This is a genomic window from Sphingopyxis sp. MC1 (genome assembly GCF_000371385.1).
GTDB classification, from domain to species: domain Bacteria; phylum Pseudomonadota; class Alphaproteobacteria; order Sphingomonadales; family Sphingomonadaceae; genus Sphingopyxis; species Sphingopyxis terrae.
This window is the reverse complement of sequence record NZ_AOUN01000005.1, coordinates 99,277-119,640: the sequence shown is the minus strand read 5'-3', so window position 1 is coordinate 119,640 and position 20,364 is coordinate 99,277. Positions and strand designations below refer to the sequence as shown.

Annotated in this window: 16 protein-coding genes; 7 read left to right on the top strand and 9 right to left on the bottom strand. The window is 64.9% G+C overall.

All coding sequences use genetic code 11. From position 1 onward, the window contains the following. Window positions 1-20: 20 nt before the first annotated feature. The 5 genes from rodA to EBMC1_RS08830 all read right to left on the bottom strand — a co-directional run bounded on the left by rodA (window position 21) and on the right by EBMC1_RS08830 (window position 5,574). Window positions 21-1,127, bottom strand: coding sequence for a rod shape-determining protein RodA (gene rodA, locus EBMC1_RS08850; RefSeq protein WP_003043754.1), 1,107 nt, complete (start codon window positions 1,125-1,127; stop codon window positions 21-23). Beyond that, complete coding sequence (mrdA, locus tag EBMC1_RS08845) at window positions 1,124-3,031, bottom strand: penicillin-binding protein 2 (protein ID WP_003043752.1); 1,908 nt, start codon at window positions 3,029-3,031, stop codon at window positions 1,124-1,126. Before mrdA ends, rodA begins: the two co-directional genes overlap by 4 nt. A 61-nt stretch (window positions 3,032-3,092) precedes the next feature. Beyond that, window positions 3,093-3,614 (bottom strand): hypothetical protein, encoded by a 522-nt coding sequence (locus EBMC1_RS08840; RefSeq protein WP_003043748.1) that lies wholly within the window; start codon window positions 3,612-3,614, stop codon window positions 3,093-3,095. Beyond that, the gene (gene mreC, locus EBMC1_RS08835) at window positions 3,611-4,510 is read right to left on the bottom strand and encodes a rod shape-determining protein MreC (protein ID WP_003043746.1); all 900 of its coding nucleotides are present in this window, start codon (window positions 4,508-4,510) and stop codon (window positions 3,611-3,613) included. Before mreC ends, EBMC1_RS08840 begins: the two co-directional genes overlap by 4 nt. 17 nt (window positions 4,511-4,527) lie before the next feature. Further along, the gene (locus EBMC1_RS08830) at window positions 4,528-5,574 is read right to left on the bottom strand and encodes a rod shape-determining protein (RefSeq protein WP_003043744.1); all 1,047 of its coding nucleotides are present in this window, start codon (window positions 5,572-5,574) and stop codon (window positions 4,528-4,530) included. 199 nt (window positions 5,575-5,773) lie between these two features. Here EBMC1_RS08830 and mutL point away from each other — a divergent pair, with 199 nt between their 5' ends. From mutL to EBMC1_RS08795, 7 genes are all read left to right on the top strand, one after another. Continuing rightward, the gene (gene mutL / locus EBMC1_RS08825; protein ID WP_040589966.1) at window positions 5,774-7,588 is read left to right on the top strand and encodes a DNA mismatch repair endonuclease MutL; all 1,815 of its coding nucleotides are present in this window, start codon (window positions 5,774-5,776) and stop codon (window positions 7,586-7,588) included. A 373-nt stretch (window positions 7,589-7,961) separates the two neighbouring features. Then, window positions 7,962-9,212, top strand: coding sequence for a lipoprotein-releasing ABC transporter permease subunit (locus EBMC1_RS08820; RefSeq protein ID WP_003043740.1), 1,251 nt, complete (start codon window positions 7,962-7,964; stop codon window positions 9,210-9,212). Next, window positions 9,205-9,882 (top strand): ABC transporter ATP-binding protein, encoded by a 678-nt coding sequence (locus EBMC1_RS08815; protein WP_003043736.1) that lies wholly within the window; start codon window positions 9,205-9,207, stop codon window positions 9,880-9,882. The genes EBMC1_RS08820 and EBMC1_RS08815 overlap by 8 nt, the downstream gene beginning before the upstream one ends. A gap of 183 nt (window positions 9,883-10,065) precedes the next feature. Next, complete coding sequence (locus EBMC1_RS08810; RefSeq protein WP_003043734.1) at window positions 10,066-10,542, top strand: glutathione peroxidase; 477 nt, start codon at window positions 10,066-10,068, stop codon at window positions 10,540-10,542. 14 nt (window positions 10,543-10,556) lie between these two features. After that, window positions 10,557-11,090, top strand: a complete 534-nt coding sequence (locus EBMC1_RS08805) for an SMI1/KNR4 family protein (protein ID WP_003043732.1) — start codon at window positions 10,557-10,559, stop codon at window positions 11,088-11,090. 249 nt (window positions 11,091-11,339) lie between these two features. After that, the gene (dnaE, locus tag EBMC1_RS08800; RefSeq protein WP_003043731.1) at window positions 11,340-14,828 is read left to right on the top strand and encodes a DNA polymerase III subunit alpha; all 3,489 of its coding nucleotides are present in this window, start codon (window positions 11,340-11,342) and stop codon (window positions 14,826-14,828) included. A gap of 68 nt (window positions 14,829-14,896) precedes the next feature. After that, window positions 14,897-16,501 (top strand): long-chain fatty acid--CoA ligase, encoded by a 1,605-nt coding sequence (locus EBMC1_RS08795; protein ID WP_040589964.1) that lies wholly within the window; start codon window positions 14,897-14,899, stop codon window positions 16,499-16,501. A gap of 62 nt (window positions 16,502-16,563) precedes the next feature. On the opposite strand, the gene EBMC1_RS08790 is transcribed toward EBMC1_RS08795, so the two are convergent. The 4 genes from EBMC1_RS08790 to EBMC1_RS08775 all read right to left on the bottom strand — a co-directional run bounded on the left by EBMC1_RS08790 (window position 16,564) and on the right by EBMC1_RS08775 (window position 20,364). Continuing rightward, a complete protein-coding gene (locus tag EBMC1_RS08790; protein WP_003043729.1) occupies window positions 16,564-16,869 on the bottom strand; it encodes a GIY-YIG nuclease family protein in 306 nt (101 codons plus the stop codon). Window positions 16,870-16,909: 40 nt separating this feature from the next. Next, window positions 16,910-17,998: a PA0069 family radical SAM protein gene (locus EBMC1_RS08785; protein ID WP_003043728.1), complete on the bottom strand. Its 1,089-nt coding sequence runs from the start codon at window positions 17,996-17,998 to the stop codon at window positions 16,910-16,912. Between the two features lie 79 nt (window positions 17,999-18,077). Next, a complete protein-coding gene (moaB, locus tag EBMC1_RS08780; RefSeq protein WP_003043727.1) occupies window positions 18,078-18,602 on the bottom strand; it encodes a molybdenum cofactor biosynthesis protein B in 525 nt (174 codons plus the stop codon). After that, window positions 18,592-20,364: a lytic transglycosylase domain-containing protein gene (locus EBMC1_RS08775; RefSeq protein ID WP_003043726.1), complete on the bottom strand. Its 1,773-nt coding sequence runs from the start codon at window positions 20,362-20,364 to the stop codon at window positions 18,592-18,594. The genes moaB and EBMC1_RS08775 overlap by 11 nt, the downstream gene beginning before the upstream one ends.

Genomic DNA, 20,364 nt, shown 5'->3' with positions numbered 1-20,364 from the left:
GCGCGCGGTCGCTGCGGTCGTCAGCTCAGCCGGCTGTGCCGCTTCTTGCTGTCATTCTCGATTGCGAGGATGATGCCGATGCAGGTCATGATCGTCAGCATCGACGATCCGCCATAGGAGAAGAGCGGCAACGGGATACCGACGACCGGCGCGAGGCCCATCACCATCCCCAGATTGATGGCGATATAGAAAAAGATCGTCATGGTAAGGCCGGTTGCGGTCAATTGGCCGAAGCGCGTCCGCGCGTTGAGCGCAACGCGCGTGGACCAGCGCAGCAGGAAGAAGAAGCCGAGGAGCAGCAACAAACCGCCGACCAGCCCCCATTCCTCCGACATCGTCGCGAAGATGAAGTCGGTATGGCCTTCGGGCAAATAGTCGAGGTGGCTTTGCGACCCGTTGAGGAAGCCCTTGCCGAAAATGCCGCCCGATCCGATCGCAATCTTCGACTGGCTGATATGATAGCCGGCACCGAGGGGATCGCTTTCGGGGTCGAGGAAGATCAGCACGCGCTTCTGCTGATAGTCGTGCAGCATCGAAAAGAGGATCGGCAGCGCGGCCAGTCCCGCGAGCGCGGCGCTGCCGAACCACCACAGCGGAAGGCCGGAGACGAACATCACGATCGCTGCGCTGGCGCAGATCGCCAGCGCCGTGCCGAGGTCGGGCTGGAGCATCACGAGCGCCGCGGGGATACCGATCATCACCAGCGCGGGCCACAAGGCGTTGAAGGTCCGCGTGCTGCCCGGCGGCAATTGCGCGTAGAAGCGCGCGAGGGCGAGGACGATCGCGACCTTCATCAGTTCCGACGGCTGGAGGTTCATGAAACCCAGATTGAGCCATCGCTGGCTGCCGCCGCCGACAAAGCCGAGCGCCTCGACCGCGAGGAGCAGAAGCGCGACGCCCAGATAGCCGAGGTAGGAGAAATCCTCGAAAATGCGGATCGGCATGCGCCCGATTGCGAGCGCGACGAGCAGGAAGACGATGAAGCGCACACCCTGTTGCAGCGCCCAGGGCGTCACGCTGCCGCCAGCGGCCGAATAGAGGACGAGCAGGCCGAAGCCGGTGATCGCCGACAGGAGCGCGATCAGCTTCCAGGGGATGCGCTGGACGGCGGGCGGAACCGGGATCATTGCGCGAGCCCCGGATCGGGGCGCGCGATACCCGCCTTCCATGCGGCATAGTCGCGGTCCATCCGCTCCTTGATCGTGCCGCCCCAGCCCGCCTCGAAGGCGGTCAGTGCCTCCATCGCCTTTTCACGGTCGTAGAGGAAGGTGAAGATGTCCTTGGCAACGGGCGCAGCCGCGCGGCTGCCGCCCATGCCATGTTCGATGATGACCGACGCGGCATAGCGCGGATTTTCAACCGGCGCGAAGCAGATGAACAGGCCGTGATCGCGAAATTTCCACGTTCCGCCCTTGCCGTTGCCGGTGTTGAGGCCGCGAACCTGTGCCGTGCCGGTCTTGCCCGCCATCTGGATACCGTCGAGCGGCAGGCGGCTGCGCCCCGCGGTTCCGCCGGGGGCGTTGACGACGCGGTTCATCCCCTCGCGCGCGGTCGCGAACGCCTCGGCCGAGAAGGGCAAAGGCTCGTTCGAGAATTGCCGGCTGACGAGGCGCGGGTAGAGTTTGCGGCCCGAGGCGATACGTGACGCCATGACGGCGAGCTGGAGCGGATTCACGCTGACATAGCCTTGGCCGATCACCGCATTCAGCGAATCGGACGCCGACCAGGGTTGGCCGTATTTCTTCATCTTCCACGCGCTGTCGGGGATGGTGCCGTAACGCTGGTTGCTTCCGGCAAGCTGGAATTCCTCGCCCAGCCCCATCATCTTCGCGGTCGGCGCGATGGCGTCATAGCCCAGCCGGTCGGCGACCCAATAGAAATAGCTGTTGCAGCTTTTCATGATCGCGGTCGGCATGTCGACGCTGCCGTGGGTGCCGAGACAGCGGAAGAAACGGTTGCCGAGGCGATAGCCGCCGATGCAGGTGTGGCGCTCGCTCGGGTCCATGCCATGTTCGATCGCGGCGATCGCGGCCATCGGCTTCAGCGTCGATCCCGGCGGGTAGAGGCCGCGGGTCGCCTTGTTGATCAGCGGCTGATGGTCGTCGGCGCGTAGCCAGCCATATTCGGCATTGCTGATCCCGTCCGAAAAGCTGTTCGGATCGAACGACGGCATCGAGACGAAGGCGAGGATGTCGCCATTGAGGCAGTCGATGACGACCGCCGCCCCCGATTCTGGGCCCATGCGGCGCGCGGCATATTCCTGCAGATCGGCGTCGATGGTCAGGTGGACGGTCTTGCCTTGCGTATCGGGCTGGGTGCTGAGATCGCGCACGACCTTGCCCCGCGCGGTGACTTCGACGCGCTTGGCGCCGGCCTTGCCGCGCAACAGTTCCTCGAAATATTTCTCCAGCCCGTCCTTGCCGGTCTTGAAGCCGGGGGTGATGAAGAGCGGATCCTTGACCTTTTCATATTCCTCGGCGGTCGGGGCGCCGACATAGCCGATCAGGTGGCCGACCGCGGCGCCGGTGGGATAGTTGCGGGCAAAACCGCGCGTCGGGGCAATGCCCGGCAGGTCGGGGAGGCGGACGAGGATCGATGCATATTGCTGCTCGGTCACGTCCTCCGCAACCGCAACCGGCTGGAATCCAGATGCCGCCTTGAGGTCGCGTTCGATGCGCGCCATTGCGTCGCCGTCGAGCTGCAACAGCGTGCGGAGCTGGCCCAGAACCAGTTCCTTGCTGTGCATGCGATCGGGAATGATGTCGATGCGGAGCGACACGCGGTTGTTGGCAAGCGCCTTGCCGTGGCGGTCGACGATCCAGCCGCGGCGCGGGGGGATGAGCGTCAGATTGACGCGGTTGCTTTCGGATTCGAGGACGTAGCGATCATTGTCGATGATCGAGATATAGCCCATCCGCGTCGCGAGCGCGGCGCCCACGGCGATTTGTCCGCCGCCGACGACTAGGGTGCGGCGCGTGAAGGTGAGGCCCCTCCAGGCTTCGGTAATGGGCGGACTTTTCTTGCGGGACATGAAAGCGGAAATTCGTTGGCAATCTGGGGCGAAGGCTAAGGCGGGGGCGGGAGGCGGGCGATTATCGGCGCTTGAGACGGAAATTGTCAAACTTGCCGGTCAGGCGGAGGAACAGCGGCATCAGCAGCACCGAAATGATGATCTGCGGCAGGACAAGGCCGAGCATATGCCCGGCGGGAGCGTGTGGAAAGGTGATAAGCACCGCAAGCGCCTGAACAGCGGCGACGAGCAGGGCGCCGATCGCCCAGTCGTGCAGGAAGCCGCGCCAATAGATGCGCTGCGACAGATAGGCGATCGCGATGCTCGCGGCGGTCCACAGCGCGATGGCGGTGCCGATCGGCGCGCCGCTGAACAGATCGTCCCACAGGCCGAGCGGCAGGCCGATCCACACCGGCCACATTTCGGTGCGCAGAAGTTGCCAGCTCAGGAAGAAGAGGAGGCCGAGCGGGGGCAGCACGGGCGAACTGGCGACGAGCGGCAGCATCAACGGCAGCGCCGACGCGATCATCACCGTCGCGATCGGCACGATCTGCATCCGCCAGCGCGAGGCCGGCTCGCCAATCCGCTGTCCGTGCCGGTTCATGGCGCGCCGGCCGCCGGGGAGGATTGGGCGGGCACGGCCTGCGCCTCGATATTATCGGGCGTATAGGGGCGCAGCACCGCCACCGCATCGACCTTTGCCGGGTCGGCAAGCGGACGCGCGAGCGCACCATCGTCCTGGCGCCGCACGACGATGGCGACCGGAATGTTCGGCGGATAAAGGCCGCCGGTTCCCGACGTCACGAGGATGTCGCCGGGCTTGAAGGGATTGTTCGCGATGTTGAGCGTGCGGACGTCGAGATCGCCGTTGCCGCGGCCCGTTGCGAGCGCCGGCAGGCCGTCACGCGCCCGGCGCACCGGCACGACATTTTCGACGTCGGTAAGGAGCAGCACCTGCGACACCGATGGCCCGGCGGTCAGCACGCGGCCGATCAGACCGTCGGCGCCGCGTACGGGCTGGCCCGCGGAAACACCCCGGTTGCGCCCGAGGCTGAGCAGCGCGATGCGGCGGCTGCTCGTCGAGGTCGAGGTGAGCAGATAGCCATGGGCGAGCGCCGAGCGATCGGTCTGTTGCAATCCGAGCAGCGACTTGAGCTGACGATTTTCCTCTTCGAGCGCGCTGGTCGCGACGAGACGGCGGCGCGCCTCGGCCAGTTCCTTGCGCAAGCGGCGGTTCTGCGATCCCGCGCCGACGTAGGCCGACACAGTGTCGTCGACGCCGGAGATCGACCCGATCACCGACCGCGTTCCGCGCGCGACGGGCGCGGTTATCTCCTGACTGGCGACGCGCAGGGCGGCAAAGCCGACGGGGTCGGCGACCGAAAGGATTGCCAGCAACAGCCCCGCAAGCGCGCCCGTTATCGCAATAACATAGGCGGCGAACAGGCTGTACTGGGCCTTTCGGGATTGCCCCGGACGCCGATGTGCCGGGCGAACCATGGACCGTCTGTCCGCGATCAGGCTTGCTGCAGCACGCCGCGGAAGGCGGGATCCTCCATCGCGCGGCCGGTGCCGATCGCGACGCAGGTCAGCGGATCTTCCGCGACCGTCACCGGCAGGCCGGTTGCGTCGCGCAGCAGTTCGTCGAGTTCGCGGATCAAAGCGCCGCCGCCGGTCAGCACGATGCCCTGGTCGACGATGTCGGCCGCGAGTTCCGGGGCGGTGTTTTCGAGCGCGATGCGCACGCCTTCGACGATCGTGCCGATCGGTTCGGACAGGGCTTCGGCGATCTGCGCCTGATTGATCGAGATTTCCTTCGGCACGCCGTTGACGAGGTCGCGGCCCTTGATGTGGATCGTCATACCGACGCCATCGGCGGGCACGCGCGCGATGCCGAAATCCTTCTTGATCCGCTCGGCGGTCGATTCGCCGATCAGCAGATTGTGATGGCGGCGAACGTAGGAGACGATCGCTTCGTCCATCTTGTCGCCGCCGGCGCGGACCGAGGTGGTGTAGGCGAGGCCGCGCAGCGAGAGCACCGCGACTTCGGTCGTGCCGCCGCCGATGTCGACGACCATCGACCCGATCGGTTCGGTAACCGGCATGTCGGCGCCGATTGCGGCCGCCATCGGTTCTTCGATCAGCCACACCTGGCTTGCCCCGGCGTTCGATGCGGCGTCGCGGATCGCGCGGCGTTCAACGCTGGTCGAACCCGACGGTACGCAAATCACGATTTCGGGGCTGCGAAACGCGTTGGCCTTGCCGCCGTGCACCTTGGTGATGAAGTGCTTGATCATCTGTTCGGCGACATCGATGTCGGCGATGACCCCGTCACGCAGCGGGCGGATGGCCTCGATGCTGTCGGGCGTCTTGCCCATCATCAGCTTGGCATCGTCGCCGACCGCTTTGACCCGCTTGATCCCGTTCAGCGTTTCGACCGCGACGACCGAGGGCTCGTTGAGCACGATGCCCTTGCCGCGAACGTAAACGACCGTGTTCGCGGTGCCGAGGTCGATTGCCATGTCTTGGGAATTGAACTTCAGAAAACGGGAAAAGAAGGACATCGATACTGCTTCCTGTCATCGGCACCTGCCAGCCGGGTGGGTCTGGTCCTGCCGCCATCGAATGTGAACCCGCGCGCCTACCGGCACAGGACCAATCAGGGGGAGATTCCGGCTCTTCCCGGACGGGGTGGCTGGACAAAATGATCAGGGCTGAGCGGATGGGTCGCGATTTGCGTCCGACTGCGCTAGGACAGCCCCCATGTCAATACGCCGCCTGCCGGAAAAGCTAGTAAATCGGATCGCAGCCGGTGAAGTGGTCGAAAGACCCGCCGCAGCGCTCAAGGAACTGGTCGAAAACGCCCTCGATGCGGGGGCGACTCGCGTTGCGGTGCGAATCGCCGAGGGCGGAATCCTGCGGCTGGAAGTCGACGACGATGGGTGCGGGATGACCGCGTCCGACATGGCGCTCGCGCTCGAGCGCCATGCGACGTCGAAATTGCCGACCGATGCGATCGAGGATGTGACGACGATGGGCTTTCGCGGCGAAGCCTTGCCGTCGATCGCCAGCGTTGCGCGGCTGACACTCGAAAGCCGCGTTGCCGGCGCGGACGGGTGGCGCCGTGTGATCGATAATGGCAGCCTCATCGCCGAAGGACCGGCGGCGCTCGCCAAGGGCACGCGGGTGATGGTCGAGGATCTGTTCGCGCGCGTGCCTGCCCGGCGCAAGTTTCTGCGCAGCGCACGCAGCGAATATGCCGCCTGTCTCGATGTCGTGAAGCGTCTGGCGATGGCGCGTGCCGACGTGGGCTTTACGGTCGAGCATGACGGGCGCCGCGTGCTCGACGTGCAGGGCGGCCAGGATCGTCTCAGCCGTGTCGCGGCACTGACCCAGCGCGACCTGGCGGCAAACAGCATCGGGGTCGATGTCGAGCGCGGCGAGGTCCGGCTCGGCGGCGTGATCAGCCTGCCCACCTACAACCGCGGCATCGCCGACCATCAATATCTGTTTGTCAACGGCCGTCCGGTGAAGGACCGGCTGCTCGTCGGGGCATTGCGCGGCGCCTATGCCGATCTGCTCGCGCGTGATCGCCATCCGGTCGTCGCGCTCTTCCTCGATCTGCCGACGAGCGAGGTCGATGTGAACGTCCATCCGGCGAAGACTGAAGTGCGGTTCCGCGATCCGCAGCTTGTGCGCGGGATGATCGTCGGCGGGTTGCGCCGCGCGCTCGACGAACAGGGGTTTCGCAGCATCCAGCGCCCTGCCGAAGCCGCGCTCGCGGCGTGGCAGCAGGAGCCGGCAGCGCCAGCGCCGACGAGCGGCTTTCTGTTCGGCCAGCGCAGCGAACCCGCGGTGCATCTGTTCGGCGCGGACGTCGCGCCGCCCCCCGCCGATGCGGCGCGCGTCTATGACCGGATGATGCCCTTTGCGGGCGCGTCCGCGCCGCTCGCGGGCCGCGCCGAAGTGGCCGAGGCGCCGCCGCCGGTGGCCGCCGACCATCCGCTCGGAATCGCACGCGGACAGATTGCCAACACCTATATCGTCGCCGAGGCCGAGGACGGTCTGGTCATCGTCGACCAGCATGCGGCGCATGAGCGTCTGGTGCTCGAACAATTACGCCGCGGCATGGCGGGGCAGGCGGTGCCGTCGCAGGGCTTGCTGCTGCCCGAGGTCGTCGAGATCGACGAGCCGGCGTGCGACCGCCTCGAAGCGGCGGCGGCGCAGCTTTCCGCGCTGGGAGTCGAGATCGAGCGCTTCGGTCCCGCGGCGGTGATGGTGCGCGCGACACCCGCGATGCTGGGTGCGATCGACTGCCACAAGCTCGTCACCGATATCGCCGACGATCTCGCGGGCTATGACGCCGCGCTGGGTCTGTCCGAACGACTCGAACTCGTGGCGGCGACGATGGCCTGCCATGGGTCGGTGCGCGCCGGGCGTCCGCTTAACGTCGCCGAAATGAACGCCTTGCTCCGCCAGATGGAAGTGACGCCCCATTCCGGCCAGTGCAACCACGGCCGTCCAACCTGGGTGAAGCTGGCAATGGACGATGTGGAGAAGCTTTTCGGGCGGAAGTGAGGGCGGCGCGAGCGTTCGGAATCATGATGGCCGGGAATCACAACGCCCGGGCCTCATCCGAGACCCGGGCGCCTGTGACGAACGTCGCCATCCCCCTTGTGCACAGGCCAGGCGACCGGCCTGCACTCCCTGGAACCGGGCCTTGCGCCGCGTTGAACCAGAAGCCATTGGGCTATGCGCCGCGCCGGGCTTTGTCACCCATTCGTCGACAGGCTGCGGCGCTTTTGCACCGCCCTGTGGCCGTTCGGCAACATATTCTGCGAATCGTTCGCAGCGAATTGCGCCCCACGGTGGCCATTGCCAGCGGCCCGGACGCCCCCTAAAGCGGCGGCATGACCGCAACGCGCACCGCGCCTGAAGGGGCGTCCGCCCGATGATCCTGCGTCCTTACGAACGCGCCATCTTCAAACGCTATCTGCTTCCGCAACGCGGCGAAGGCTTCATCTTCGTCGCGGCGGCGTTCAGCTTTACCGCGGTGATGCTGGGGGTCGCGGCGCTGGTTATCGTGATGAGCGTGATGAACGGCGTCCGCTCCGACCTGTTCGACAAGATCGTCGGGTTGAACGGGCATGCGGTGGTGCAGGGCTTTGGCGGCCGTCTCGACGACTGGCGCGATCTGCTCAAGGAGGTGAAGGCGACGCCGGGCGTGGTGTCGGCGACCCCGCTGATCGAGCAACCCTTGCTCACCACCTTCAACGGGCGGGTCGAGGGGGTGCTGGTGCGCGGGATGACCGTTGCCGACATTCGCGGCAACGGCGTGCTCAACGGCAAGGTGTTGCAGGGCAATCTCGATTCGCTGACGCCGGGGACGGACAATGTCGCCATCGGCAGCGAATTGGCGCGCAATCTGGGCGCGACAGTCGGGTCGATGATCACGATCATCAACCCCGCAGGCCGGTCGACGCCGTTCGGAACCGTGCCGCGCGAAATTGCCTATCGCGTGTCGGCGATCTTCGAGATCGGCGTCTATGATTTCGACAAGGCCTATGTCGTGATGCCGATGGAGAATGCCCAACTGCTGCTGCTCACCGGCGATCAGGTCGGGATGATCGAGATCAAGACGACCGATCCCGACAAGGTCGGCGAGATATTGCAGCCGCTGGCCGAAAAGGTCGCCGCGCAAGCGGTGATTTCGGACTGGCGATCGATGAACAGCAGCTTGTTCGAGGCGCTGTCGGTCGAGCGCGTCGCGATGTTCGTGATCCTGTCGCTGATCGTGCTCGTTGCCGCCTTCAACATCATCTCTTCGCTCATCATGCTCGTCCGCGCCAAGACGCGCGACATGGCGATCCTGCGCACCATGGGCGCGCCGCGCGATGCAGTGATGCGCATCTTCATGGCGATCGGCCTGTCGATCGGCGTCGCGGGAACCATTGTCGGCATGATCATCGGCTTCAGCCTGCTCTACTTCCGCGCCGGCGTGCTGCGCGGGGCGGAGTTCCTCACCGGGCAGCCACTGTGGGATCCGTCGATCCGCTTTCTGACCGAATTGCCGTCGAAGCCCGATCCGTTCGAAATCCTCGGCATTGCGGTGATGGCGATCGTCTTCAGCTTCCTTGCAACGCTCTATCCGGCGCTCAAGGCCGCAAATACCGATCCCGTGCAGGTGCTGCGCTATGAATGATGTCGTCCTGGAACTTGTCGACCTGAAGCGCAGCTTTACGCAGGGCGACGTTACCATCCATGTGCTGCGCGGCATCGATGCGGCGCTGAGGCGCGGCGAGATCGTCGCGCTGCTCGGCCCGTCGGGATCGGGCAAGTCGACGATGCTGCAGGCGGTCGGTCTGCTCGAAGGCGGTTTCGAAGGCACAATCCGCATCGATGGCGAGGATGTGACGCGCTTCGATCAGGGCGCGCGGACAACCACGCGGCGCGAGAAGATCGGCTTCGTCTATCAATTCCACCATCTGCTCCCCGATTTCAGCGCGGTCGAGAATGTCGTGCTGCCGCAGCTCATTCGCGGCGCGCGCCAGGCAGAAGCCGAAGAGCGCGCTGCCGACCTGCTTGGGCGGCTGGGGCTCGCCGAGCGTCTGCACCACAAGCCGAGCAAGCTGTCGGGCGGCGAGCAACAGCGCGTCGCGGTGGCGCGCGCGCTGGCGAACCGGCCGCTGCTCGTGCTCGCCGACGAACCCACCGGCAATCTCGACGAAGCGACGGCGGACCGCGTGTTCGACCAGTTCGTCAAACTCGTCCGCGATCATGGTTCTGCCGCACTGGTTGCGACGCATAACGAACGGCTGGCGGCGCGGATGGATCGCGTGTGGCGCTTGCACGAAGGACAGATCGAGGCGTAGGTTTTTTACCCCGCCCGCTTGCGGGAGGGGCAGCGAGACTTGGTTCGGTATAGCCGAACCTAGTCGCAGCGGGGTGGGCCGGTGACGATTTGGTTCAGCCCACCCCGTTGCGAGTAGCGAGCAAGCTCGCAACTCTCACTGCCCCTCCCGCAAGCGGGTGGGGACGAAGTGAGGAGAAGGCGAATGGGGCTCTACGATTTCTCAGCGAAACTGCCGGGCGGCGGATCGCAAGCGATGGCCGACTACAAGGGCAAGGTGCTGCTGATCGTCAACACCGCGTCCAAATGCGGCTTCACCCCGCAATATGAAGGGCTGGAGGAGCTCTACCGCGATTACAAGGATCGCGGGTTCGAGGTTCTGGCCTTCCCATGCAACCAGTTCGGCGCGCAGGAGCCCGGCGACGCGGAAGAAATCAAGAATTTCTGCTCGCTGACCTATGATGTCAGCTTCCCGCTGATGGCGAAGATCGATGTCAACGGCGACGACGCCGATCCGATCTTCAAGCATCTGAAGAAGGAAAAGACCGGGCTGCTCGGTAGCGGGATCAAGTGGAACTTCACCAAATTCCTCGTCGACCGCGACGGCAAGGTCGTCTCGCGCCACGCGCCGACGACCAAGCCGGAGCAGTTACGCAAAGAAATTGAGGAATTGCTGGGGTAGGGGATAGGAAGCCGATGCGCTTTCAATTCGATGCTTCTTTCGAAGCAAGGCCGCTCCATAGGGCAGAAGATGTTGTGTTGGATCTGGACAGCATCGAGAGCGCCCTGAAGTTGCTATTGCCGACGGAGCTTAGAGATTTGTTCGAGCAATTCGGAGCAGCGATAATCTTCGATCAGCAAGTGGAATTCCTGGCGCCGCATTGCATTTTTTCTAATGAGGCCGGCCGGATTGGATTGGATCTAATCTATGGTCCTCTTAACGGCGACCACGGAATCGTGAGACGCAATGAGCAACTTTCTTGCCAGTTGCCGGAATGGGCCGTCGCCTTTGCGGAGATTGGAGGTGGGAACATGCTCTTGATCGACCGGCGCGATCATGGTGTGTCCGTCTGGTTGCATGACGAGGTTCTGTCGTCGCGGGCCGTCACACCGATCTATGCGGGGTTCCGTGATTTTCTCGATGCGCTGGTCAGGATCGACGCCCCGCCGCTGCCTTCTATCGATGAGCTTGGGCTGGATTTAAAAGCGATGGGCCTGACGAAAGAATAATCATGGAACGGTGAGGCGCTTTTGTCGACCGCGACGGCAAGGTCGTCTCGCGCCACGCGCCGACGACGAAGCCCGAGCAGTTGCGCAAAGAGAATGAGGAATTGCTAGCATAATCGTCGCCCCCGCAAAGGCGGGGGGCGCTATCGGTTTACGCAGCGACGCTGAATCAAACCTCCAACGGCCCCCGCCTTCGCGGGGGCGACGATTATGGCCATGGTCGAATCGCCATCGTCACGTTAGCGTAATCAAATGGCCTATAGCCCCTTTGTTCCCCTGCGCGTCTTTTCCAGTTTCACCATGCTGGAGGGGGCGATCGAGCCCAAGGCGATCGCGAAAGCGGCGCGTGAGCGGGGTTTTCCGGCGATTGCGGTCGCGGATCGCAATGGGCTGTACGGCGTCATGGCCTTTGGAGATGCGTGCAAGGCGGCGGGCATCCAGCCGATCGTCGGTGCTCTGCTCAGCGTGGCGCGGCCGGGGCAGCGGCTGGCGAGCGGCGCGCCGCTGATCGACTGGATCGCGCTCTATGCGCAGGACGATGCGGGCTACAACAATCTGTGCGCGCTGGTGTCGGCGGCGCATCTCGGCCGACCCGTCGAGCAGGAGCCGCATGTGCTGCTGTCGGACCTTGCCGGCAAGACCGACGGGCTGATCTGCCTGACCGGGGGCGGCGAGGGCGCTCTCGCGCGCTTGCTGGCCGGCGAGCAGAAGGCGGCCGCCGACGAGTATGTCGAGCAGTTGGAGGCGCTGTTTGCCGGGCGGCTGTATGTTGAGCTATCGCGGCGGGGCGATGCAACCGAAAAGGCCGCCGAGGCAGCGCTCATCGAATTGGCCTATGCCCGCGCGCTGCCGCTGGTCGCGACCAATCCCGCCAATTTCGTCGATCCGCAGTTCCACCCCGCGCATGATGCGATGCTGTGCATTGCGCAGTCGGCCTATGTCGAAAGCGAGGATCGCCGCGCTTCCAACCCCGAAGCCTGGTTGAAATCGGCCGAGGCGATGGAGGACAGTTTCTCCGACCTGCCCGAAGCGATCCGCAACACGCTGGTCATCGCGCAGCGCTGCGCCTTCATGGCGCCGAAGCGCAAACCGATCTTGCCGAGCCTTGCGGGCGACCGCGAGGGCGAGGCGGCGCAGCTAAAGGCCGACGCCCACGCGGGCTTGGCCGAACGGCTGGCGCTCTATCCGGACCTTAGCGAGGAAGAACGGCAGGCCTATGTCGAGCGGCTCGACTTCGAGGTCGACGTCATCACGCAGATGGGCTTTCCCGGCTACTTCCTGATCGTTGCCGACTTCATCAAATGGGCGAAGGCGCACGATATTCCGGTGGGGCCGGGGCGTGGATCGGGTGCGGGCAGCCTCGTCGCCTGGTCGCTGACCATCACCGACCTCGATCCCTTGAAACTCGGGCTGCTGTTCGAACGCTTCCTCAATCCCGAGCGCGTGTCGATGCCCGACTTCGACATCGACTTCTGCGAAACCCGCCGCGGCGAGGTGATCCGTTATGTGCAGGAGAAATATGGCCGCGACACCGTCGCGCAGATCATCACCTTCGGTAAGCTGAAGGCGCGCGCGGTGCTGAAGGACACCGGCCGCGTGCTCCAGATGAGCTATGGTCAGGTCGACCGGCTGGCGAAGCTGGTACCGAACCATCCGACCGATCCTTGGACGCTCGAGCGCGCATTGAATGGCGTCAGCGAGCTGATGACCGAATATAAGCAGGATGACGGGGTGCGCCGCCTGTTCGACATGGCGCGCCAGCTCGAAGGCCTGCCGCGACACAGTTCGACCCACGCGGCTGGGGTCGTGATCGGGGACCGGCCGCTCGACCAGCTCGTCCCGCTCTATCGCGATCCGCGCTCGGATATGCCGGTCACGCAGTTCGACATGAAATATGTCGAGACGGCGGGGCTGGTGAAGTTCGACTTTCTTGGCCTCAAGACGCTGTCGGTGCTCAAGGAAGCGCGGCGCCTGCTCGCGCTGCGCGGGATCGATGTCGATCTCGACACGCTCGGCTGGGACGATCCCGCGGTCTATGAGCTGCTCCAGCGCGGCGACACCGTCGGGGTGTTCCAGCTGGAATCCGAAGGGATGCGGCGCACCCTGTCGGCGGTGAAGCCGACCAATTTTGGGGACATTATCGCGCTCGTCGCGCTGTATCGGCCGGGGCCGATGGACAATATTCCCCTGTTCGGCGCGCGCAAGAACGGGCGCGAGCCGATCGCCTATCCGCACCCGCTGCTCGAAGGCATCCTCGCCGAAACCTATGGCATCTTCGTCTATCAGGAGCAGGTGATGCAGGCGGCGCAGATCCTCGCCGGCTACAGTCTCGGCGGCGCAGACCTGTTGCGCCGCGCGATGGGCAAGAAGGTCCAGGCGGAGATGGACGCGCAGCGCGACACGTTCGTCAAAGGCTGCGGCGAGCATAATGGCATCGACGCCAAGGCCGCGAACGAGCTGTTCGACTTGATCGACAAATTCGCAGGCTATGGCTTCAACAAGAGCCATGCTGCGGCCTACGCGCTGCTTTCCTATCAGACGGCGTGGCTGAAGGCGCATTATCCGCACGAATTCTTTGCCGCGTCGATGTCGTTCGACAGCCACCAGACCGATAAATTGTCGATCTTCATCGACGATATGCGCCGCCTCGACATCGCGATCGCGCCGCCGTCGATCAACGACAGCGAGGCCGATTTTTCGGTCGGGCGCAGTGAAGACGGGCTGGCGGTTCGCTACGCACTCGGCGCGCTCAAAGGCGTTGGCGAAAAGGCGATGGAGGCTCTAGTCGCCGAGCGTCAAGCCAAGGGCGATTTTGCGAGTCTCGACGATTTTGCCGCGCGCATCGATCCCAAGCTGCTCAACCGCCGCCAGATCGAGGCGCTGGCGGGCGGCGGCGCGTTCGACTGCGTCGAGCCCGACCGCCCGCGTGCCTTCGCCGGGGCCGAGGCGCTGTTGGCCTGCGCCAATAGTTCGGCGCACGAACGCTCGACGGGGCAGGGCGGGCTGTTCGGCGGCGATGTCGCGATCGCGCCGGTACTCCAGCTGTCCGCCGCCGAACCCTGGACGCTTGCCGAGCGGATGGCGAAGGAGAAGGACGCGTTCGGCTTTTATTTCTCGGCACATCCGGTCGAACAATATGAGGCGGTGATCGCGGCGCGCGGCGCGCGGACCTATGGCGATATCTGCGAAACGGTCGAAATGACGCCCGGAACACGGATCCCGATGGTGATGGCGGCGATGGTCGAAAGCGCGCGCCCGCGCGTGTCGCAGCGCGGCAACCGCTTCCTCAATCTGACACTGTCGGACCGCAGCGGACAATTTCAGTCGAGCTGCTTCGACGAACAGGCGGGCAAGATATTGGAGGCCTTGGCGGCCGACGGTGGCTGCGCCCTGCTCAACGTCGAGCTCGATCTGCTGGAGGGTGAGGAAACGCCGCGCGTGACGGTGCGCGGGGCGCAGTCGCTCGCCGACATTGCGGCGAGTGCGGCGCTGCAACTCGACTGCCGGGTCGAACTGTCCGAGGCGCCGGGCGAGATGCTCCGCTATCTCGAACGGCGCGAGGATGCGCGCGGGCGGGTGATCGTAGCGACGACCGATCCGCTGACGGGCGAGGACATCCGGATCGAGCTGGGACGCGGCTTCGCGCTCGGCCCAGACACCGTCTCGCGGCTCCAAATGGTTGCAGGCGTAACCGATGTGGCGCTTTCGCTGGTTCCGCCGCGCGATTTTCGCGTCCGCTAGGCCCGCCCCCTCTTGCGCGCCGCGCATTTCCGGCCCTATCCCTGACGAAAGACACGGGAGAGACGCATATGGGAATGCAGGGCCAGCCGCTGCTCGTTACAAGCCTGATCGATCATGCGGCGCGCGAACATGGCGCACGCGAAATCGTCTCGCGCTGGGCCGACGGCAGCATGACGCGGTCGAGCTGGGGCGAGGTCGGCAAGGATGCCCGCCGCTTCGCCGCCGCCATGACGCGGCTGGGGATGACGAAGGGCGACCGCATCGCGACGCTCGCGATGAACCATGGCCATCATCTGGTGAGCTGGTACGGGACCGCCGGCATGGGCGGGGTGCTGCACACGGTGAATCCACGGCTGTTCGACGAACAGCTTGTCTATATCGTCAACCACGCCGAGGACCGCATTCTCTTCTTCGACGCGGCCTTTCTGCCGATCGTCGAACGGCTGCGCGATCAGCTTCCCACCGTCGAGCATTTTGTGCTGTTCGATGCGCCGGCGCGCGACGGCTATCTGTCCTACAAGGATCTGATCGAAGCCGAAGACGGCAGCTTCGAATGGGTCGACCTCGACGAGCGCGATCCGGTGGGCCTTTGTTATACCAGCGGAACGACGGGCAATCCCAAGGGCGTGCTCTATGAGCATCGCTCGAACGTCATCCACGCGATCACCGAGATTCAGCCCGACGTGTTCGACATGTCGAACCGCAGCGTCATCCTGCCGATCGTGCCGATGTTTCATGCCAACAGCTGGGGCATTCCCTTCGCGGCCGCGACGGTGGGGGCGAAGCTCGTGTTTTCAGCGACCAACGATGCGCAGGTGCTCTGCGAACTGATGCACGCCGAAGGGGTGACGCACAGCGCCGGGGTTCCGACGGTTTGGCTCGCGATGTTCGCGCATATGGATGCGACCGGGATCGACTATGGCAAGCTTTACCGCGTCATAATCGGCGGGTCGGCGGCGCCGCGCGCGATGATCGAGCGCTTCATGAAGGCCGGGATCGACGTCGGCCACGCATGGGGCATGACCGAAACCTCGCCGATCGGAACGATGGGCAAGCGGCCGTGGAACTGGGACGAAATGAGCTTCGACGAACGCGTCGATATCGTCTGCCGTCAGGGCTGCCCGCCCTTTGGCGTCGAACTGCGTATCGTCGACGAGGAGGAAAATGTCCTGCCGCGCGATGGGGTGACGAGCGGGCGGCTGCAATGCCGCGGACCATGGATCATCCAGCGCTATTTCAAGGCCGACGCCGATGCCGCCGACGGTGACGGCTGGTTCGACACCGGCGACGTGTCGGTGATCCATCCCGACGGCGTCATGCAAATCACCGACCGGGCGAAGGATGTCATCAAGTCGGGCGGCGAGTGGATTTCGTCGATCGAGCTCGAAAATGCCGCAGTGGGCGCGCCCGGCGTTCAGGAGGCGGCTGCGGTCGGCGTATTCCATCCCAAATGGGACGAGCGACCGATCCTGCTGATCGTCCGGAAACCCGGCGCCGAGGCGACCGAAGCGAGCATCCTCGATTATCTGAAGGACAAGGTCGCGAAATGGTGGCTGCCCGACGAGATCGTCTTCGTCGACGAATTGCCGCACACCGCGACGGGGAAGATCCTGAAGCGCCAGATTCGCGACGATTACAAGGATTACAAGCTGAGGTCGTTGGCGGAGGCGTGATGAGGTTCACAAGATAGACAAGTCGTCGCCCCCGCGCAGGCGGGGGCCGCTGTCGGCCTTGCTCAACCGCTGATGGTTTCAAACAGGTCCGCCCATTCCGGATTGGCTTCGCAGACCAGTCGCAGTTTCCATAGCCGGTTCCATTTCTTCAACGCCTTTTCGCGGGCAATGGCTTCGTCGATACGGTCAAATGGTTCGACATAGACTAGTCGCTTCAACTGCCATTTCCTGCAGAACTCCGATCCTGTCCCGGAGCGGTGGGCGGTAATTCGCGCTGGCAGATTGTCGGTGACGCCGATGTACAGAATGCCCATCGGTTTGTTGGTCATGACATAGACATGGGCGCTTCTCGTCACGCGCAGTTCCATGATGCTAGCGGCCCCCGCCTTCGCGGGGGCGACGAACCCCTCAGAACAACTCCATCTGGCCATCGCGTTCAGGTCGGCGGAACAGGTCGCTGCGGAGCGGCGGGAAGCTGCGGTCCATGCCATGTTCGCGCGCGGCGCGCTTGACACGGGTGCGGATGAGCTGCGCCCAAACGCCTCGCCCTTTCATGCGGGAAAAATACTCGGGGTCATTGTCGCGGCCGCCGCGAATGTCCTGCACCATGTGCATCACCTTGGCGGCGCGATCGGGATAATGGGCGTCGAGCCAGGCACGGAACAGCGGAGCGACCTCGTGCGGCAGGCGGAGCAGGATATAGGAGGCGCGGATAGCGCCGGCCGCTGCCGCTGCATCCATGATCGCCTCTATCTCGTGATCGGTAACAGCGGGAATGATCGGAGAGATATTGACCTGCGTCGGGACGCCCGCGTCGATCAGCTTGCGGATCGCCGCGAGCCGCCGCTGTGGATGCGGCGCGCGCGGCTCCAACGTTCGGGCGACTGTTGGGTCGAGCGTCGTGACCGAAATCGCGACCCCGACCAGATTGTCGCGCGCCATGTCGGCGAGCAGATCGATGTCGCGAAGGATGCGATCGGACTTCGTCGTGACGATCAGCGGATGCCGCGTTTCGGCCAGCACCTCGATAACCGCACGCGTCACGCCCCATTCGCGCTCGATCGGCTGATAGCCGTCGGTGTTGGTGCCGATGGCGAGTGGGGCGGGCACATAGCTGCGCTTGGCCAGTTCCTTGCGGAGCAAGGCGGCGGCATCGGGCTTGGCAAAGAGCCGGCTTTCGAAATCGAGCCCCGGCGACAGGTCGTGGAAGGCGTGGGTGGGGCGCGCGAAGCAATAGATGCAGCCATGTTCGCAGCCGCGATACGGATTGATCGAACGGTCGAAACCGATGTCTGGCGAGTTGTTCCGCGCGATGATCGTCTTGGGATGTTCGACGGTGACGGTCGTGCGCAGCGCCGGCGCGGCGCCGTCGATGTCTTCGGCCGTGTCGAGCCAGTCGCCGTCGGCTGCGCGGTCGAGCGATCCGGTCCGCGTAGGGCGGAGGTTGGTCGGGGCGCCGCGGCCCGAAATCGGGGGAAGAGGACGGATCGATTCCACTGCCGTAATCTAGTGGAATGTTGAGAACATATAAAGAACAAATATCGTCGCCCGCGGGAAGCCGGCGGCGACATTTCCGCTATTCCATCAATCGTGGGATCAGGTCGACGAAGTTGCAGGGGCGGTGCCGACTGTCGAGCTGGCTTTCCAAAATCCCCTCCCAGGCGTCGGTGACGGCGCCCGTCGACCCCGGCAGCGCAAAGATATAGGTGCCGCGCGCGACGACGGCGCAGGCGCGCGACTGGATCGTCGAGGTGCCGATCTTTTGAAAGCTGATCCAGCGGAACAGTTCGCCGAAGCCGGGAATATCCTTGCCGTCGAGCCGGTGCAGCGCCTCGGGCGTCACGTCGCGGCCGGTCAGGCCCGTGCCGCCGGTGGTGATGACGACATCGACCGCGGGGTCATCGATCCAGTTGTGCAGCCGCGATACGATAAGATCGGTTTCGTCGCGAATGATCGCGCGCGCCGCAAGCTCGTGCCCCGCGCCGGTCAGCAGTTCGACGAGCTTGTCGCCCGATGTATCGTCGTCGGTGCTGCGGCTGTCCGAAATCGTCAGGATGGCGATGCGAACGGGCTTGAACGGGCGCGCGGGATCAATCGGCATTGGCGAGGCCGGCGGGACCGGCGTAGGTCAGCCGTACCCGATCCTTGCTGTCGGGAAAGCGCGGCCATTTGCCCTGCGCAAGCGCGGCGCGGCTGACCGACGGCTTGCCCTGTTCGGCTTCGTACATCCAGTAATTGCGCAGCACGATGCCGACATAGGCGCGCGTCTCCCAATAGGGGATCGATTCCATGAACAGCAGCGGATCGCCATTGTCGCGCACTTCGGTCGACCAGCGCGCGACCGGCGCGGGGCCGGCATTATAAGCCGCGATCACCTTGGGCAGCAGGCCGCCGGTCGAGGAATCCTTGCTGAGATATTGCAGATAGCTCTGGCCGAAATCCATGTTCACCGCGGGGATGCGCAGGTCGGCGGGATTGACGCTTTCGCCGCGCCACCGCGCCAGATCCTTGGCGGTGCCGGGACGCACCTGCATCAAGCCATAGGCGCCCGCCGGGCTGACCACCGTGCGCTGGAATCGCGATTCCTGCAGCGTGTGGGCAAAGACCAGCGCCGGATCGACCTTCCAACCGCCATTGGGCTCCCACCGCGGCTGCGGATAGCGCGTCGCGGCGGCGAGCTTGCGGCCCTGCGGCGTGTTGTGGGCCAGATAAAGCTGGGTTTCGGGCAGGCTGAGCGCCTGCGCCATGGCAATAAGCTGTTCGTGCTGGCGCGGATCGCCGATGCGCGCCTGCTGGCGCAGCAGCGTGTCGGCGTAGCCGTCCTCACCAATCTCGGCCATCGCGACGGCGGCGCGGACATTGGGCAGTTCTTCGAGCGCGCGGAAGGCGCTGCGGTCGGCGCGGACATTCTCGCGCTGGATATTGGTTTCCACGCCCAGCGTTTCGGCGGCGAGAAGGCCGTAGAAGGTTTCCTCGTTGCTCGCGGCGGCACGGAGGCGGGGCTCGACAAGCTGCGGCTCGCCCGATGCGATCGCCGCGCGTGAGGCCCAATAATAAGCGGCGGCGCGCTGCTCGCTGTCGGGGGCTTCCTTGGCGACGCGGTCGAAAGCGACGAGCGCGGTGCGATAGTCGCGCAGGCGCCATGAAGCGAGGCCTTGCACCCACGCGCCCTGAACCGGCCATGCGCCTTGGCTCGCGCTGCATTCCGTCGCAAGGCGAAGCGCATTGGCGTCGTCATTCTCGATATAATAGGACCAGGCAATCTTCTGCCGCCATTCGTCGCGCGCCTCGGGCGTCAGCTTGTCGGCGACCGCTGCATAGAGCGCCTCGGCGCCGCCGGGATCGTCGTTCTTGATGCGATCTGGGATGGTGCGGGCCAGCCCGGCGGCGACCGGATCGCCGCCCACGCTGTCGGCGCCGAGCCGGCGCGGGGCGCTGCCCGACCAGCTCAAGCGATTCTGGTTGGGCAGGACCGGGACGTCGGTGGCGCCGCGCTTCGCGGCAAGGCTTGCGAGACGGTCGGCCTGCGGCAGTTCGGGCGATCGTGCGAGAACCGGCATCAGGTCCGACACTTCGGCGCGCGGGCTGTTTGCCGCGAGCAGCAATTCGGCGCGCAGGAAATCGTTGAGCGGGCCGTTGTCGGCGCCGTCGAGCATCGATTTTGCATCGGCCCAGCGCTGCCCGCGAATGGCGGTCAGTACCTGCGTGTAGAATTGCTTCTGCTTTGCCGACAGGATTTCGGGCACCGTTTGCGACGGGGCCGAGAAATCGCGATCGGGCGCGTCGGCGGCCATCGCCGGGACGGTTCCGGCCGCAAGGAAAATAAGGATCGAGGCGCCGAGCGCCCATTTCGCTTTCGTCAT